This window comes from Nostoc sp., assembly GCF_036917615.1.
In the GTDB taxonomy this organism is placed as follows: Bacteria; Cyanobacteriota; Cyanobacteriia; order Cyanobacteriales; family Nostocaceae; genus Nostoc.
The window spans coordinates 62,095-79,574 of record NZ_JBALCZ010000064.1; the positions used below are offsets into that span (position 1 = coordinate 62,095).

Genomic DNA, 17,480 nt, shown 5'->3' on the forward strand with positions numbered 1-17,480 from the left:
ATTTGTCATTTGCAAAGGACAAATGACGAGCATCATCAGTAATCAAGCTATTTATGACTAGTCAATCCGTTATCTCTGTTAAAAATCTCGACCACTACTTCGGTCATGGTCAACTCCGCAAGCAAGTTCTCTTTGATATCAACCTAGAGATTAACGCCGGCGAAATTATTATTATGACTGGGCCTTCTGGTTCTGGTAAAACTACACTTCTCACCTTAGTCGGCGGCTTGCGTTCTGCCCAATCTGGCAGTTTGCAGATATTGGAACAAGAACTGTGTGGCGCTAAAAAAACACAACTTACCCAAGCGCGACGCAATAACGGTTATATTTTCCAAGCGCACAACTTGCACGGTAGCCTGACAGTACTCCAGAACGTCAGAATGGGCTTGGAAGTGCATAATAATATTTCGCCGGCAGAAATGAAAAGCCGGTCAGCCCAAATGTTAGAGGAGGTAGGATTAGGAGAGCGCCTCAATTATTATCCTGATGATTTATCTGGGGGACAAAAACAAAGAGTTGCGATCGCTCGTGCTCTAGTTGGTCGTCCCAAAATTGTCTTAGCCGATGAACCCACCGCCGCCCTTGACAGTAAATCGGGACGAGATGTGGTCAACCTTATGCAAACACTAGCTAAAGAACAGGATTGTACTATTCTCTTAGTTACTCATGACAACCGCATTCTAGATATTGCCGATCGCATCGTCTACATGGAAGATGGGAAGTTAGTAAATGACGGTGCTGTTGTTGCAGTTAGTTAGGAATGATTAAATCTGCCGGGGGAAGTTGGGTTAAACTTTGTCCTCTAAATTTTTAGCGCCTCAATAACGCTAATTGGTGACGGGGTTGGAATAACTTGGGTAAGTTGGAAGCCAGCATGAAGCAGTAGCACTTGATATTCCTCCTCTGTGCGTTCGCGTCCACCAGTCATAACTAGCATATTGAGGTCAAGCAATTTACCGAAAGAAGATGCATTTCCAGGAGGAATTACTGTCTCAAACAGCAGGAGTTTACCATGCTGTGACATTGCCTGATGACAGTTTTTGAGAATAGCGATCGCTTTTTCCTCATCCCAGTCATGAATGATGTGCTTGAGAAGGTAAGCATCACCACCTGCTGTTACTGACTCAAAGAAGTTCCCCGACACTACCGTACAGCGATCTACAAAACCTTGTGCTTGCAGGCGAGATTTTGCTTCTTTTATCACCGTTGGTATATCAAAGACAATGCCTTTTACAGTCGGATAAGCTTTAAGGATGCTAGTCACCAAACTACCCTGACCTCCTCCCACATCAACAACAGTGTTGAATGCTGAGAAGTCATAACTGCAAATAATTGCTTCCAAAATGGAAGCTGTTAGACTTGTCATGGCACAATTAAATAACTTGCCAGCTTCGGAGTTTTTAAGGTAATGCTCCCAAACACTCATTCCAGCGATGTGGTCAAACGCAATCTCACCAGTTTTGATGCTATGTAGCAGGTTATCCCAGCCTAAGTAGTGCGCTTGTCCCAGTTCAGAAATGGCAAAAAAACGCAAAGAACCAGGAACATCCGTTTGTAACGTCGCAGCCAAGGGTGTTAAGCCAAATCGATGATCGTCATCTTCAGCAAATATACCCACACTGGCAAGCGCACGCAGTAATCTGTACAAAGATGGTACGTGAGTATCAGTGATTGCAGCTAGTTCCTCTACTGTCTTTGGCTGTTCCTTGAGGTAGTCAGCAATACCAAGTTTAGCAGCAGCGTGGATTGCCCGTGAGACCCAAAAGCCAGAAATCATCTGGAGCATAACATCAGATGCAGGAACTTCAGTACTTATGCTTGGTTCGAGTGAATTCATATTCTGCAAATTCTTTTCAAAGTTCTGGATTTGTGGGTGTACACAACCACAACTCAATCATATCCGACCACGGGGGCGATAAGCCTCTGGCTTGACGCTGCGCGTATCGCAGACGAAAACACATTAACTATTTTGCTCGGAAAATCGTCTCTGTGGTTTCACTAATGCCAATCTACCAACTTATCTGCTAAAGATTTGAAAGGTTTACTATTATATAATAAATGCTTGCCAGAGTCTGGAGTGCATCAATTGTGGGCATCGATGCCGTCAAAGTAGGCGTGGAAGTCGATGTGTCAGGGGGATTACCGGGAATAGTTGTCTTGGGACTGCCAGATTCAGCGATTCAAGAATCCAGAGAAAGAGTCAAAGCAACGCTGAAGAATGCAGGTTTTGCCTTTCCCATGCGAAAAATTGTGATCAATTTAACTCCGGCAGATTTACGGAAAGAAGGCCCCTGTTTCGATTTGCCTATTAGTGTGGGAATTTTGGCGGCTTCTGAGCAAGTTAGCGCTGATTTGTTGGGAGATTATCTATTCTTGGGCGAAGTCTCTCTGGATGGCAGTTTGCGTCCGGTGGCTGGTGTCTTACCGATCGCAGCAGCTGCCCAAAAGATGGGAATTGCAGGCTTGGTTATCCCTGCTGATAATGCCCAAGAGGCCGCAGTGGTTCAAGACTTGGCTGTTTACGGCTGCAAACATCTGTCTGATGTAGTGGATTTTTTAAATAATCCGGGGCGTTACAAACCTGTGCAGATCGATCACACAACGGAGATAGCAACAGTATCCTACCCTGGTGCAGATTTGCATGATGTTAAAGGACAAGCTCATGCGCGTCGTGCTTTAGAAATTGCTGCTGCTGGTGGGCATAATTTAATTTTTGTCGGGCCGCCTGGTAGTGGGAAAACCATGTTAGCACGGCGCTTACCAGGAATTTTGCCGCCCCTAAGTTTTGCCGAATCTTTAGAAGTGACTCGCATCCATTCGGTGGCTGGTTTATTGAAAAATCGCGGTTCGTTAGTACGCGATCGCCCTTTTCGCAGCCCCCACCACTCAGCATCCGGGCCTTCTCTTGTGGGTGGCGGTAGCTTTCCTCGTCCTGGAGAAATCTCATTATCTCACAGAGGTGTACTTTTTCTTGACGAGTTGACAGAATTTAAGCGAGATGTATTGGAATTTCTGCGTCAACCTTTAGAAGATGGCTACGTCACAATTTCCCGCACCAAACTATCGGTAACGTTTCCCGCGCAGTTTACTTTGGTAGCGAGTACCAATCCCTGTCCATGCGGTTATTATGGCGATACCATCCAACAATGTACTTGTTCTCCCCGCCAACGCGAGCAATATTGGGCAAAGCTTTCTGGGCCGTTGATGGATCGAATTGATTTACAAGTTGCGGTGAATCGCTTAAAACCAGAAGAAATTACCCAACAACCTACCGGAGAAGCATCAACATCAGTGCTACAAAGGGTTCAACAAGCAAGCGATCGCGCAATTACCCGCTTTCAAGAAGAACCAAATCTGCGTTGCAATGCTCACATGCAGAGTCGTCATCTCCAGAAATGGTGCAAGCTAAATGATGCTAGTCGCAGTTTATTAGAAGTAGCAATTAGAAAATTAGGTTTATCGGCAAGAGCAAGCGATCGCATTCTCAAAGTAGGGCGGACTATTGCAGATTTAGCGGGAGAAGATGAACTAAAAACCAATCATGTAGCGGAAGCAATTCAATATCGCACAATCGATAGAATGCAGTAAAAATTTTCGGCGTTGCTGAATGAGAGTATGAATTAGCCTCACGCTCCAGACGCAGCGACAAGTCAGAAGTTCAGGCTTCCTTAGATCAGAACTTTTCAAGACAGAGGCACAGAGAATAAGAGTTTAAAATGTGGAATTTTTAAATTTCATACCTAAATTCAGCAATGGCAAATTTTCAATTCATATTCTATATGAGTCTACCTTAGAGAGAAGGGTTTAGAGAAGACTGCTTGTGCTGTACTAAAGTGCAAACTACCAAAGTTTAATTTTTGATTGTATTTAAATCAGATTTTTACAGATTTTTTATTAATCTAAAATGTCCATTAAGAAACATTTTTTTAATTATTAAGACTGGCATAATAAAAAATACAAATAATAGTTTCCGGGCAAGCGAAAACAAATAAAGTTAACTAGTAAAAGTTCTCATTAGCCATTGATCATTAAGAGTTACCAAAAAGCTGGAAAATATTTATGGTTGAAACTTGGCTGTGGATTGGTGTCATCAGTATGGCACTGGGTTGTGCTTTTTTCGGAGTAGGCGCACACAATGGTAAAAACGAACGCTGGAAAATACTGTATACACTTAATTTTTTCATTTGTTTGATTGCTAGTGGGCTGTACTTAGCAATGGCACTCGGTCAAGGAGTTAACATCATCAATGATCGTCCAACTTATTGGGTGCGATTTGTCACTTGGTTTTGCTCAACGCCGCTGTTGTTATTAGATCTGACTTTCTTGGGAAGAACGAGCCTGCTGATTACAGGTAGCTTGCTAGGAGCAAACGCCTACATGCTTGCCACTGGCTTCCTCGCCACAGTTTCACCCAAGCCGATCAGCTACATCTGGTATATTGTGAGTTGTGGTGCTTACCTCGCGGTTTTCTACTTATTAGTGAAGCCCTACCGGATTGAGGCAGAACGCAAACATCCCAGATCCAAGCAAGCATTCCGTAAGCTGGTGACTGTGCATCTGGTATTGTGGACACTCTATCCAATTGTGTGGATTCTTAGTCCAGAAGGGTTTAACGCTTTAGGTCAAGGTGGGGAAACAATGGGTTATACGCTACTAGATATTGCCTCTAAAGTCGGGTTTGGTTTTCTGTCATTAAACACCCTACGTAATTTAGAACAGGCAGGAGAATCGGTTATTGAATCGGAACTGTTATATGAGTAAGTATAAATTTTCAGTCCGATGTTTTAGATAGCTAACCGATAAAGAAACCCCGAATTTTAGCGAAACAATATTAGGGGAATCAAACCGTTGCGCGGAGTTATTAGTCATTCTTAACAAAGTCTGAGCAGAGGAAACCTCTGCTCAGACTTTGCGCTTAGTCTTTAGTCATTAGTCCTTGAGATACCAGGCCTACTCTTGAACGTGGTTTGAATTCAATACAGTTCAGTTAAGCATTTTTTTCTTCTCTCTGTGTCGCGCCAGTTGCTTCTCCCTTGGCGCTAGCCTCTCCCTTTGGGAGAAGGGGAGACGCTGCGCGAACAAGTCTCTTAACCCGCCCAACGCACTGGCTTCTCTGTGCCTCTGCGGTTCGTTAAAAAAACTGACTTTGACAAAGAGTTTTAGCCTTAACTGAACCGTATTGGGTTTGAATTAGTCTGATATAAGAAAGTTTTTTCGCGCTATAAGAGGCGGGGTATGCACTTCAAAAGTGCTCTTACTAATGACTAATGACTAATCAATCAAGCAATCATGCGATCGCTTTCACTGCATTTTATATACGAAAGCGATCGCACTACCTATTGTCTACCAAAAAGCAAATTATTTATAGATATTGCCGTCAAGGAAATTATCGACTCTACTAAATTCTTCCTTCAGGACACTACACAAACTCCCTTGGGTGGATGCCGTTACTTCAGAAATAAGTATCAAATATATCAGGAAGTAAGCGACATCCCCTAAGGAGACAGATTGGATGAATTTACAGGCGATTTGGAAATTATTACAAGAGACATTCAAAGAATGGAGTGATGATAAAGCTTCACGGTTAGCGGCGGCGTTAGCTTACTACACAATTTTTTCCATTGCACCGTTGTTGATTATTGTAATTGCGATCGCAGGGGTAGTATTTGGAGAAGAGGCGGCAAGGGGTCAAATCGTTGGACAAATTCAAGGTTTAGTCGGTAAAGATGGCGCGGCATTTATCCAAACAGCCATTCAGAATGCTAATAAACCACAGACAGGAGCGATCGCTTCCATTATTAGTGTTGTAGTTTTGCTAGTGGGTGCTACTGGTTTATTTACCGAGTTGCAAGATTCCCTCAACACGATTTGGGAAGTCAAACCGAAACCCGGACGCGGCGTAAATAACATGATTCGCCTACGCTTTTTGTCCTTTGCAATGGTGATCGGGATTGGCTTTCTACTTTTAGTTTCTCTGGTAATTAGTACGGGGTTAGCAGCATTAGTAAAATACTTTGGCAACATCCTACCCGGTGTTGATTTCCTCTGGCGAATAGTTAACTTTGTTTTATCTTTTTCGATCACTACAGCACTATTTGGGTTAATTTTCAAAGTTCTGCCAGATGTCAAAATTACTTGGAATGATGTTTTTATTGGATCTGTTATTACCTCATTTTTGTTCTCTATCGGTAGGTTTTTATTAGGACAATATCTAGGTAATGGCAGTTTTGGTTCAACCTACGGTGCTGCTGGTTCACTGGTAGTGCTTTTAGCTTGGGTTAACTATGCCGCACAGATTCTTTTCTTCGGTGCAGAGTTTACCCAAGTTTATGCCAGAAGGTACGGAAGCGGCATAGTCCCAACTAAGGATGCCATACCTCTGTCTGATAACACCAAAGATAATGGCACAAATCCAACGGGGCGATCGTCCACAAATAAAAAGCCATCTTCTAACTTGATTAATCGCTTATTCCAGTCTTTTAAGAAGCCAAAACGCTCAAAAAATAGAAGAAAAGATTAGCGATTTTAATCTCGGAATACTGGGATTTTATATTTGTAAATCTGAGAAATATTGAAGGATTTAACCTCTAATAAAAGTCAGGTTTATGAAATAACACCACAGATAAATAACTTGATACTGGATTTTTTCCAGAATCTATTGAGAAAGGAAGAAAATCAGTGCTGATGGAAAAATGGTTTTTTATCAATTGGCAGTCAATCTTTGTTCCTAGCATTAGCGTCTTAGAGTTGATTATCCGTGGTTCACTGGTATATTTAGCACTATTTTCAGTCCTACGTTTCCTTCCTAGCCGACAATTAGGAACACTAGGAATAAGTGATTTACTAGTAGTTGTGCTATTTGCTGAAGCTGCCCAAAACGCTATGGCAAGTAATTATACATCGATTACTGAGGGCGCGATTCTAGTAGGAACTGTAATTTTTTGGAGCTATTTGCTGAACTGGTTAGGCTACAAAATACCCCAGTTCCAACGTTTTATGAATCAGCCACCACTGCTACTGGTAAAAAATGGTCGGATGATTCAGCGTCATTTGCAACGAGAGTTAATTACAGACGATGAGTTAATGAGCAAGTTACGTCAGCAAGGTGTGGAATTTTTAGCAGATGTGAAGTTTGCATATATAGAGGCTGACGGTAGGATTAGTATCATTACCTCAAATTCAAAAACTAGTTCCGTCCCTGAGCAAAAAACAGCGTTAAAAAGTGATCTACATTAATTAAACTGTAAAATATGACGGTTGTATTCTGTGCCGAACTGTGATTGAGCGTTATACTTTGCCCGAAATGGCTAATCTCTGGAGTGAAGCCTATAAGCTAAAAACTTGGCTGCAAGTCGAAATTGCTGTTTGTGAGGCTCAAGCTGAACTAGGTTATATTCCATCTCAGGCGGTTGAGGAAATTAAGGCCAAGGCAGATTTTGACCCCGATAGGGTGCTGGAAATTGAGGCTGTAGTCCGCCACGATGTTATTGCTTTTTTGACAAATGTCAATGAATATGTAGGTGATGCCGGACGCTACATTCACCTGGGTTTAACCAGTTCGGATGTTTTGGATACAGCTTTAGCATTGCAATTGGTTGCCAGCCTGGATATATTATTGCAACGTCTGGAAGAATTGATTCAGGTAATTCGCCAAAAAGCACAGGAACATCGTCATACAGTCATGGCTGGTCGATCGCATGGTATTCACGCTGAACCGATCACTTTTGGTTTCAAGCTAGCTGGTTGGTTAGCAGAAGTGTTGCGACACCAAGAACGCCTGAGAATACTCCACCAAACTATTGCCGTGGGTAAGATTTCTGGTGCAGTAGGAACCTATGCGAATGTTGAACCGCGTGTAGAAGCGATCACTTGCCAAAAACTCGGACTCAAACCCGATACAGCCTCAACACAAGTTATTTCCCGTGATCGCCACGCTGACTATGTGCAACAATTAGCTTTGGTAGCCGCATCCATCGAACGTTTTGCTGTAGAAATTCGCAATCTGCAAAAAACAGACGTTCTAGAAGTTGAAGAATTCTTCGCCAAAGGTCAAAAAGGTTCCTCCGCAATGCCACACAAGCGTAATCCCATCCGTTCGGAACGGCTGACGGGAATGGCGCGACTCGTCAGAAGTCATGCCGGTGCAGCTTTGGAAAACGTTGCTCTCTGGCATGAAAGGGACATTTCCCACAGTTCTGTAGAACGGGTAATTTTGCCAGATGCTTGCACTTTGACACATTTTATGTTGGTAGAAATAACCGACTTGGTGAAAAACCTGTTGGTCTATCCTGAGAACATGGAACGAAATCTCAACTGTTATGGCGGCGTTGTGTTCAGCCAAAAAGTGCTACTTGCTTTAATAGACAAGGGAAGCAGCCGTGAAGAGGCTTATGCGATCGTTCAAGAAAACGCTCATGCTACTTGGAATAAGCCAGAAGGCAATTTTCACGACTTAATTAGCAAAGACTCTCGTGTTACCCAAAAGTTGTCTCCAGCAGAACTAGATGTATGTTTTGACCCCCAGCAGCATCTCCAACATTTAGAAGAAGTTTACCAAAGGTTGGGTATTTAGGATTAATTTGCTTGTAGTGAGCGCTTCAGCGCTTACTACTAATCTGTTACCCAACAAATACGCAAATGTTGTCAAAAAAGAATATATGAAGATAGCAAAAATATTTAATATTGCATTGCTGAAGACTGTCAGTTTGGTGCTGGAATTTTGCCAGTACTGGGTAGTATAAATAACAAATATCTACATATTTATTAGTGTTTCGAGTGCCTTGATGATTGAAATCCTAGCCACACTTTCAGCTTCTGCGGCAGCAGGAATGAGAATAAGTACACCTCTGCTGCTCATTGGATTGTTGCAGGGTAGTAACTTGTGGTCGCAAGTTCCAATTTTATCTCACATATCTCCACCAATATTATTAAGCTGCCTCACCAGTTGGTCGTTAATTGAATTATTAGCCTCAAAAAAGCTACGGGGGCAAAGATTGCTACAACTATTTCAGTTATTAATGTCTCCCCTCGTGGGAGCAATTATGGGTTTAGCAGTAGCTACCGCAACAGCAACGCCAAACTGGCTGATTGGCTTAATTGGGGGTTTGTTAGCTTTGGTACTTCAGCTAGTTCAAGTTGGTTGGTTTTATCGGTTACGTGGCTTACCGTTGTGGGCAGTCTTTCTTCAAGATAGCTTATGTATTATTCTAGTACTTTTTGCCTTTCATGCTCCCTGGCAAGGAGGATTAATTGCTTTAATACTGCTCTGGTTTGCAGTTCGTAGTGCAAAGCAGTGGTATGACTGGTATTGGCACAAAAGTTAGGAGTTAAAAGTGAGAAGTTAGGAATGAAGATAGAAGTTAAGAGTCAAGAGTTAGGGAGGAAAATTTAAAACTCCTAAGCTAAACCACATCTAATTTGCATAATCTGAAATTGTACATTTCTTGTGGGGTGGGCGTCTCGCCCGTCCAATATATACAAAGTTATTTGTGGAACAGCTTAACTCCTAACTCTTAACTCCTAACTCCTAACTCTTAACTCTTAACTCCTAACTCCTTTCATTTACTGCAAAAGTCCAATCATATGCAAGAAACCGTGACCGGTAATCAACTCGATGATTAAGGCAATGATGCCCAACATGGCAATCCGACCATTCCATACTTCAGCGCTAGTAGTCAGACCCCATTCCCAACGCTCTTGGGGATACATTTTCACCATTTTTTTCATTTGGGCAGCTTGCGAAAGCTTGAAACTGGGGTTTTTCAGCGCATCAATCACTAGGTCTGCCAGTGCATTAATAAATACCGGATGGGTATTGGGAGCAGGAACGCGACGGAAATTGTGAATTCCTGATTCTTCGGCTACTTCCCGATACTCAATATCAATTTCTTGTAGTGTCTCTATATGCTCTGAGACAAAACTGATAGGCACGACAACCAAATCTTTCACGCCTTCTGCACCTAGTTTTTTAAGGGCATCCTCAGTATAGGGTTGGAGCCATTCTACTGGACCGACGCGACTTTGATAAGCTAAGGTGTGGACATTAGGCCGATTGAGGGTTTGCATAATCAGGGCAGTACATTCCTCAATTTCTTGCTGGTAAGGGTCGCCAGCCTCCTCAACATAGCTTTTAGGAACGCCGTGAGCGCTGAAGAAGATATGAACCTCGTCTGGATTAGGAAACTGTTCGAGTTCCTGGGCTACGAGTTCCGCCATTGCTTGAAGGTAGCCTGGTTGTTTGTACCAGGAAGGAATGACGGTGTAATCAATGGGTTGAAGTTTTGGGTCTTCTTGCCAAAGCTTTTCTAAAAGCCGGAAGCTGGAACCACTGGTACTGATAGAAAACTGGGGATATAATGGTAAGATTACCAGGTGTTCTATATTATCTTGAGTGATCTGTGCGATCGCCTCTTCTGTATAAGGATGCCAATAACGCATTCCCACGTAGATATTGGCTTCTTGTCCCAAATAACCTAACTGTTCTTTTAGGGCTTCCCCTTGCGCTTCTGTGATCCGCCGCAGTGGGGAACCACCACCGATTTGCTTATAATTCTCTTTAGATGTTCTGATTCGCCTTGAGGCAATAAACCAGGCTAGGGGCTTTTGCAACCAGCGAAATGGTAGGCGAATAATTTCCGGATCGGAAAACAGGTTGTACAAAAACGGCCCAACATCCTCTAGCTTATCGGGGCCACCGAGATTGAGTAATAAGACGCCTACACGACCCATAGCAGTAACTTTCCCCCAATCTTTTCAGGTTTTTTACTAATGTTAACAATATATCTTTATTAAATATAAAGCTAAATAGCAAGGAAATATGCAATGGCAACAATTTTAAGGGATTGGAGTTACCGCTATCAGTGGCTGTATGATGGTATTTCACGTTTAGCAGCCTTAAGTGTAGGTGGTGAAGCCCGTTTTCGGCAACTTGCTTTGCAAGGCTTAACAATTCACTCAGATACTCAGGTCTTAGATTTATGTTGCGGCAGTGGTCAAACGACGCAATTTTTGGTAGAATTTTCACAAAATGTAACAGGATTGGATGCCTCACCCAAGTCTTTGCAACGGGCACAGCAAAATGTACCATTAGCTTCCTATGTCGAAGCTTTTGCTGAGAAGATGCCATTTGCAGATAATCTGTTTGATGTAGTGCATACCAGCGTTGCATTACACGAGATGCAGCCTCAGCAATTGCGAAAAATTATTAATGAAGTTTATCGGGTGTTGAAGCCAGGAGGGGTATTTACACTGGTGGATTTTCATGCTCCGACGAATCCGATATTTTGGCCTGGGGTATCAGTGTTTTTGCTGTTGTTTGAGACGGAGACAGCTTGGGAATTGTTGAAAACTGATTTGGCTAAGTTGTTAACTGAGACTGGGTTTAAAGCGAGTGAGCAAACTTTATATTCTGGTGGTAGTTTGCAAGTGATACAGGCGAAGAAGTGAAGGATACACTTTAGTTTTATCTTGCATTTGCCTAATATTCCGCCAAGAAATAAATTTTTTGGCTAATAGCGTAAGTCCACTCAAGTGCTTATTTAAACATCCTGTTGATTCATTTGATTAAGAATCAAGTAGAACAGTGATTAACTGGTTCATGGGCAGCTTCTATTCGTAATTCCATCCGATAAATTAAAAAGCTGAATATCAAATATCATAAAAAATCTTATTATATTAATTTAGATGAATGGGGAAACTTGATAGAAGAGGAAATTATTTCTGATGCGATCGCAGATGCCAGTGAGGAAGTGATCAAAGGTAAATTTACTCGCTCTCAGTTGTCTGGAATGCTATAGCAATCAGAATTGAAACGTGATAAAATACGGAGATTAAAAGTATGTAATTATAGGTTTTTTAGCGATTTTATTTCTCATAAATAATTTAGTATTGCTATAGATAAAAGCCAGATTTTGATTACAGCTACTAGTAGTTTACTGGCTTTAACATATACTTATTCGCCAAAGGAATTACCAGCGATTATGGATGATTATCTCAGTCAGTTAGCTGGTGGAAAAGATTAGATAAATCGGGAAAAATAAGGCGATCGCTCTTTGTTCAGCAGTGATGTCAAGTATTAAATTCAGATTATCACCGTCAATGTAATGCTTCAGATCCTATGAAGGGTTACTTTTTATATAGCGATCGCTATTTCTATACAGGCGAAAACTGAGGTAGCAAACAAAGCCAATATTACGGTAAACTGATTTATCAACTGTAGTATTTACATTGTAGTACTGTACGGATAAGCAATAATAAAGTTTTCGCCAATTGTAAAGTAGAGATAATGCAAGAAATAACACGCCGCAAATTTATTGCAACAGCCACTGTGGCGACGGGTTTTGCCCTCGCAGTACAACCCATTTCTGCCGAAGTCATCACCACCAATGCTAAGGGGTTGGTAGCTGGTGCGGTGAAAATTCCCGTCAAAGATGGGGAAATTCCTGCCTATAGAGCAGCACCTACCACTGGTGAAAATTTCCCCATTGTTCTGGTGATCCAAGAAATCTTTGGTGTACACGAGCATATTCAAGATATCACTCGTCGCTTTGCCAAGTTAGGGTACTTAGCGATCGCACCGGAATTATTTGTGCGTCAAGGCGATGTCTCGAAGTTAAGCAGCATAGACCAAATTCGCCCAATTGTAGCCAAAGTGCCAGATGCCCAGGTGCTATCTGATCTCGATGCCACGGTAGACTGGGCGGTGAAATCAGCTAAAGGTAATGCCGATAAATTGGCAATTACAGGCTTCTGCTGGGGTGGGCGGATTACCTGGTTATATGTAGCACACAATCCCAAGGTGAAGGCAGGTGTGGCTTGGTATGGACGACTGGTGGGCGATGCTACCGAACTTCAGCCCAAGTATCCCATCGATATTGCATCAAAACTGACAGTCCCAGTTCTCGGACTTTATGGTGGGAAAGATCCGAGTATTCCCCTTGATACAGTAGAGCAAATGCGCGATCGCCTCAAGTCTAGCAGCAGCAAATCTGAAATTATCGTCTATCCCGATGCACCCCACGCATTTTTTGCCGATTATCGCCCCTCCTACCACGAGAAAGAAGCCAAAGAAGGTTGGAAACGTCTTTTGGCATGGTTTAAGCAGCATGGCGTATAAGTCTGCGGAACAAAAAAAAGCCTCCGATAGCAGGAGGCTTAAAAGTTAGCGGAGAAAACTTGTTAAACTATGGCTTTGCAGCGATCGCTCCTCCTAATGCAGAGAAAACCGCGGAAACTGATGCTGTGGCAAATAGCCACCATGCGGCTGTAGCTGCGGCTTTGCGGGTTTCTTCAGCTTGCCGCTGTGCTTGAAGCTTCACCTGTTCTAAGCGGCGTTGTGCTTCTTGCTGTATACGTTCTGCACGTTGCAATACTGTATTGCGGGCCCGTTCAATTTGGTCGATGATACCGTTGGCATCTTCCTCAGAGATGTCCTCACGAGAACTCATAATTGCCACTAGGGTCTCACGATCAAAAGAAGATAAGCGATCGCGCAGAGCATCAAACCCCGCCTGGGGATCGTCAAAAACTGTGCGAATATCGCGCTTGATACTATCATAGTTAAGTTCCGGACGATCCAAGGAGTTAAGATAGTTACGGATGCGGCCGAAAACCCCATCAATTGCATCTTGAATGCCTCGTTGGATGTTCCGCACTTGTTCTACAAATTGATCCCTTACGGACACCATGTTATCGGCAATCCGTGCCGCTTCCTCATCAGAAATATCTTCCCGAATTTTTAGCAGGGCGATGATCGTAGAACGGTCAAAATGGGAAAGGCGATCGCTAAAAGTTTCCACCCCAACTCGTGGATCATGCAACAATAATTGCAAGTCGCGCTTGATACTTTCTGGATTGAGTTCTTCTTTGCCAGTTTGCCGCAGATACTCTTCCACATTACCTTTGAATGTTTCTATTCTTTGCTGTGTGCGGGTAGCTAGGCGACGAGGCGCACGGACAAAGTTGCGAATCGAATTTTGCGTGGAATCAATGATTTCATTGACTTGTTCTTCATTTAAGTCTTGGCGTTGACTGAGCAACTTCACCAGTGTATCTCGGTCTACCTGCGACAACCGACGACGCAGTGCGACGGCTCCCTCCTTGGGATTTTCAAACAATCTGGTCAAATCTCGTTGAATACCTTCAGGGTTGAGTTCTTGTTTACCAGTATTCCGCAGATAATCTGCGATCGTGGTGGTAACAGAGTCGTATTGCTCTTTGGCTTTATCCACAACAGCTTGGGGTGTGTGGCGAATATTATGCCACGACTCCTCAGCAGCATTGATGATTTGATTAACTTGATCTTCACTCAAATCTTCCCGTTGACTCAACAATTGCACCAAGGTATCGCGGTCAAAGCGAGACAAGCGGGCCCGAATTGAGGTAATTCCAGCTTGAGGATCTTCCAGTAGCTTTTTGAACTCCGCGCGGATGGCATCAGGATTCAGTTCTGCTTTGCCTGTATTACGCAGATATGATTCTACATTCAGCCACAGGGTTTCTGCTTGATATTGTGCCTGTTCTGCTAATCCTTTGGATTCTACCAAGACGCGATCGCGTTGTTTTTCCAACTCATCAAGAATGCTGTCTACTTCATATAGCTGGACATCATTACGTTGCAGCAATATCTCCCGGATCTCCTGACGTTCAACGTGCGCCAGTCGCAATGTCAGGCTTTCATAATCTGCATCTGGGTCTTGCAACAGTGGTTTAAAATTCTTCTCAATGCCTTCGGCTGTCAAATCTGCTTTTGGGGTAACGAGCAGATAACTTTCCACTGCCCGTTGCAAGTCTTGGACTATCTCTCTTTCTTCAGCAGCTGTCACTGTCACCAGCACCTCTCTGCGGACAGCTTCTAGCTGATTTGCAATCCGCTGAATTTGGGCTTGGGTAAGTAGTCCCCGCTGTTGCAGGATGTTGACGAAATCGTTGCGGGATAGTCGTTCTACTTCTCTCTTGACTATTCCTGAGTCAGCTGCTGGGTCGTAGATGACATCACGAAATTCCTGAGCGATTTTCTCTGGACTCAGTTGCCAAGCATAAGTATTATGCAGGTAGTTTTCGACATCAGCCCGAATTGGGCTATAGGGTTGTGATGGTGTTGGTAACCCTAGCTTATCGGCTTGTTGAGTGACTTTATCTTTGGCACTGGTGAGGCTACCCAAGATTTTTTCCACATCCAAATCAGGCAAATCTGTCCGTCCTAATACAGTGGCAGTTAAGGCAGATAGTCCTTGCTGGAGTGTACTTTGAATTAGCCCTGGAGCCGCCTTTTGGTCAGCTTGTTTGGAATCACGCTTTTCTGCTACTAACCGATCCAGCTTGGCGTTGAGTTCATCTGTCTTGCTTTGTCCTGCTGGAACTGATTTCAGATAATCCATTAACTCACCCAGACCGTCTGGGGTGGGTGATTGCTGACTCACCACTTGCTGCCATACTTTATACAAGGTATCAGCAATGCGGCTAACGTCTTTTTTGGAAAGGTCGGTGCGACTGCTGACTAACTCGATAAACTTTTGGCGGTCGATGTTGCGGATGTCTGAAGTCCCAGCGATCGCTTTTAATTGCGGATCGTTGAGTAAATTTTCAAAGTCACTCCGAATTTTCGACACATCTAGCTCTGGGGGACGGAGCTTTTCTAAGTAATCCTCTATATTCTCCCGGATACTTGTAGGGTCGATGGCGCTCCCTAGTTCCCGACGGATAGCGCTAGCCGCAGCTTCAGCCGTCGCTACAACTTGATTATTGACAGCTTTTGCGCCCAGTGCGGCGGTGGCTGTCCCCATAATCGCCTGAAACCCAGAAGTTGCCGTATTGACGACTGAGCCAATTAAGGAACCTACGGTGGTAGAACTTACCCAAACGAGGATCAAAAAGTAAGCACCCCAAATTACCAAGCCGAGAATCGCTCCCAATACTGGGTCTAAGATTACAAGGCTCAATTTCACCGCCAGAAAAGAAGCGATTAATAAGGCGATCGTCACTGTGACTAATGTCCAAATCCCCACTGCGGTGCCGATTTTGCGAATGCTACCGCCCAAACTTCCGACTTCCCCAGTATCTGAATCCGAGTCAGATGAGTGCCCCAGGTAGGAAATACCGGCTGCAAGGGAGAGATTAGTTAGAACTAATTGGAAAGCAAAGGCTAGGATCACGCCGGAGATTAAAGCCACAAAAAAGCGCGGCCCGGAAGTGAGAACCGATGCCTGTGCTGGCGTGACGTTTGAGGATTCTACTGGAACCTGTGCTATCCACAATAGTGGTTTGTAGAGTCCCACCATGATTTCCGTACTTTGGAACATTGTATTTCCTTGTTCTAAGTTTTAATTTAGGGAATTAAGAATTTCTTGAGAAGCAACTCTTAGTATGTATTTATGTCTGTACCTATGGCAATACCTAACTCTGTTTAGCTCAGAATCGTAGACTTTAGCTGTTTAAAGCATCTCTCCAAAGGCTGAAAACTATATCCAGCAAAAGATATAACTTTTATTATCTAACTATGAAAATGTTCAGTATGAACTTAAAAAGCTGGCTAATTCTTGGCTGCCACTTTTTAATTTTAATTGCTTAATTACTAACGATTGATTTTTCTGCAATTATAGTTTAATTACTAAAAAGTTACATTTCTTTATATTTTGCTTTTTATCACCCTCTTAGGGTGGATCTATCTATACCAATATGTAGTTGATTATGTGCCTGTAGTTTGTGCCTACAGACAGAAAGCAATTTAGTTATTAACAAGTACATTAAAGTTAACAAACGAATTGTTAAGGATAACAAAGATGGCAACTTGTTCTTCCAGACAGAGATTTGGGAATAATTGCAGCAGAAGGTAATGGTTGCGATCGCAATGATTTTCTGTTTGGCTAGACACTCAAGCCTAAATCTGAAACTGTCGTTTAGCAATCATTGGCTTCCTTGCCTATTTCCTTTGGGATTTAGCCGGCTATAGCGTTTTGCATGACGTTTTATATCTGATTGGCTACTAGATAGAAATTAAACACCTAAAAAGCTACTAAATTTTGGAGAAAAAAATGGCAATTAAAGAAACTCGTCCTTCTACTGATTTACCACCTGTTGCAACAGAATACAACGGCGTAGATCGCAATGCTTTTCTTTTTGGCTTTACTCCTCAAGCTGAAATCTGGAACGGTCGCTTGGCAGCAATTGGCTTTATTGCCTATTTGCTTTGGGATTTAGCTGGTTATAGCGTTCTGCGTGACGTTTTACATCTGATTGGCTACTAGATAGCAATTAAACACCTAAAAAGCTACTAAATTTTGGAGAAAAAAATGGCTACTAAAGAAACCCGTCCTTCCTTCTACTGATTTACCACTTATTGCACCCGAATACAACGGCGTAGACCGCAATGCATTTTTGTTTGGCTTCACTCCTCAAGCTGAAATCTGGAACGGTCGCTTGGCAGCAATTGGCTTTATTGCCTATTTGCTTTGGGATTTAGCTGGTTATAGCGTTCTGCGTGA

15 protein-coding genes and 1 pseudogene are annotated in these 17,480 nt (G+C 43.0%); 13 read left to right on the forward strand and 3 right to left on the reverse strand.

The annotated features are described in order from the left end of the window. The first annotated feature begins 53 nt into the window (after positions 1–53). Entirely contained in the window at positions 54–758 is a 705-nt protein-coding gene (locus V7K85_RS22875; RefSeq protein WP_334816836.1) for a DevA family ABC transporter ATP-binding protein, read from the forward strand. 44 nt (positions 759–802) lie between these two features. Here V7K85_RS22875 and V7K85_RS22880 read toward each other — a convergent pair whose 3' ends face one another. Further along, the gene (locus V7K85_RS22880) at positions 803–1,837 is read right to left on the reverse strand and encodes a methyltransferase (RefSeq protein ID WP_334816838.1); all 1,035 of its coding nucleotides are present in this window, start codon (positions 1,835–1,837) and stop codon (positions 803–805) included. Between the two features lie 221 nt (positions 1,838–2,058). On the opposite strand from V7K85_RS22880, the gene V7K85_RS22885 reads away from it, so the two are divergent. The 7 genes from V7K85_RS22885 to V7K85_RS22915 all read left to right on the forward strand — a co-directional run bounded on the left by V7K85_RS22885 (position 2,059) and on the right by V7K85_RS22915 (position 9,323). After that, the gene (locus tag V7K85_RS22885) at positions 2,059–3,588 is read left to right on the forward strand and encodes a YifB family Mg chelatase-like AAA ATPase (protein WP_334816840.1); all 1,530 of its coding nucleotides are present in this window, start codon (positions 2,059–2,061) and stop codon (positions 3,586–3,588) included. 471 nt (positions 3,589–4,059) lie between these two features. Further along, positions 4,060–4,761: a microbial rhodopsin family protein gene (locus tag V7K85_RS22890; RefSeq protein ID WP_334816842.1), complete on the forward strand. Its 702-nt coding sequence runs from the start codon at positions 4,060–4,062 to the stop codon at positions 4,759–4,761. 506 nt (positions 4,762–5,267) lie between these two features. Then, on the forward strand, positions 5,268–5,402 hold the full coding sequence (locus V7K85_RS22895; protein WP_334816844.1) for a hypothetical protein: 135 nt from the start codon (positions 5,268–5,270) through the stop codon (positions 5,400–5,402). A gap of 110 nt (positions 5,403–5,512) precedes the next feature. Beyond that, positions 5,513–6,520, forward strand: a complete 1,008-nt coding sequence (locus V7K85_RS22900) for a YihY/virulence factor BrkB family protein (protein ID WP_334816846.1) — start codon at positions 5,513–5,515, stop codon at positions 6,518–6,520. A gap of 164 nt (positions 6,521–6,684) precedes the next feature. Continuing rightward, a complete protein-coding gene (locus V7K85_RS22905; protein ID WP_334792869.1) occupies positions 6,685–7,236 on the forward strand; it encodes a DUF421 domain-containing protein in 552 nt (183 codons plus the stop codon). A gap of 40 nt (positions 7,237–7,276) precedes the next feature. Then, positions 7,277–8,572, forward strand: a complete 1,296-nt coding sequence (gene purB / locus V7K85_RS22910; RefSeq protein WP_334816848.1) for an adenylosuccinate lyase — start codon at positions 7,277–7,279, stop codon at positions 8,570–8,572. A 211-nt stretch (positions 8,573–8,783) separates the two neighbouring features. Continuing rightward, positions 8,784–9,323, forward strand: coding sequence for a DUF4126 domain-containing protein (locus tag V7K85_RS22915; RefSeq protein ID WP_334816850.1), 540 nt, complete (start codon positions 8,784–8,786; stop codon positions 9,321–9,323). A 238-nt stretch (positions 9,324–9,561) separates the two neighbouring features. On the opposite strand, the gene hemH is transcribed toward V7K85_RS22915, so the two are convergent. After that, positions 9,562–10,728 carry a ferrochelatase gene (gene hemH / locus V7K85_RS22920; protein WP_334816852.1) on the reverse strand — a complete coding sequence of 389 codons (1,167 nt, stop codon included), beginning with the start codon at positions 10,726–10,728 and terminating at the stop codon, positions 9,562–9,564. A 93-nt stretch (positions 10,729–10,821) separates the two neighbouring features. Here hemH and V7K85_RS22925 point away from each other — a divergent pair, with 93 nt between their 5' ends. The 3 genes and pseudogenes from V7K85_RS22925 (at position 10,822) to V7K85_RS22935 (ending at position 13,114) form a co-directional block, all read left to right on the forward strand. Continuing rightward, on the forward strand, positions 10,822–11,445 hold the full coding sequence (locus V7K85_RS22925; RefSeq protein ID WP_334816854.1) for a class I SAM-dependent methyltransferase: 624 nt from the start codon (positions 10,822–10,824) through the stop codon (positions 11,443–11,445). Positions 11,446–11,531: 86 nt separating this feature from the next. Next, a pseudogene (locus V7K85_RS22930) lies at positions 11,532–11,792 on the forward strand (hypothetical protein); the annotation flags it as partial. A 491-nt stretch (positions 11,793–12,283) separates the two neighbouring features. Continuing rightward, the gene (locus V7K85_RS22935) at positions 12,284–13,114 is read left to right on the forward strand and encodes a dienelactone hydrolase family protein (protein WP_334816856.1); all 831 of its coding nucleotides are present in this window, start codon (positions 12,284–12,286) and stop codon (positions 13,112–13,114) included. Positions 13,115–13,181: 67 nt separating this feature from the next. Here V7K85_RS22935 and V7K85_RS22940 read toward each other — a convergent pair whose 3' ends face one another. Next, a complete protein-coding gene (locus V7K85_RS22940) occupies positions 13,182–16,298 on the reverse strand; it encodes an MFS transporter (protein WP_334816858.1) in 3,117 nt (1,038 codons plus the stop codon). Positions 16,299–17,030: 732 nt separating this feature from the next. Here V7K85_RS22940 and V7K85_RS22950 point away from each other — a divergent pair. Both V7K85_RS22950 and V7K85_RS22955 read left to right on the forward strand, forming a co-directional pair. Further along, entirely contained in the window at positions 17,031–17,243 is a 213-nt protein-coding gene (locus V7K85_RS22950) for a high light inducible protein (RefSeq protein ID WP_334816860.1), read from the forward strand. A gap of 91 nt (positions 17,244–17,334) precedes the next feature. Then, a partial coding sequence (locus tag V7K85_RS22955; RefSeq protein WP_334816868.1) for a high light inducible protein occupies positions 17,335–17,480 on the forward strand: 146 nt, incomplete at its 3' end.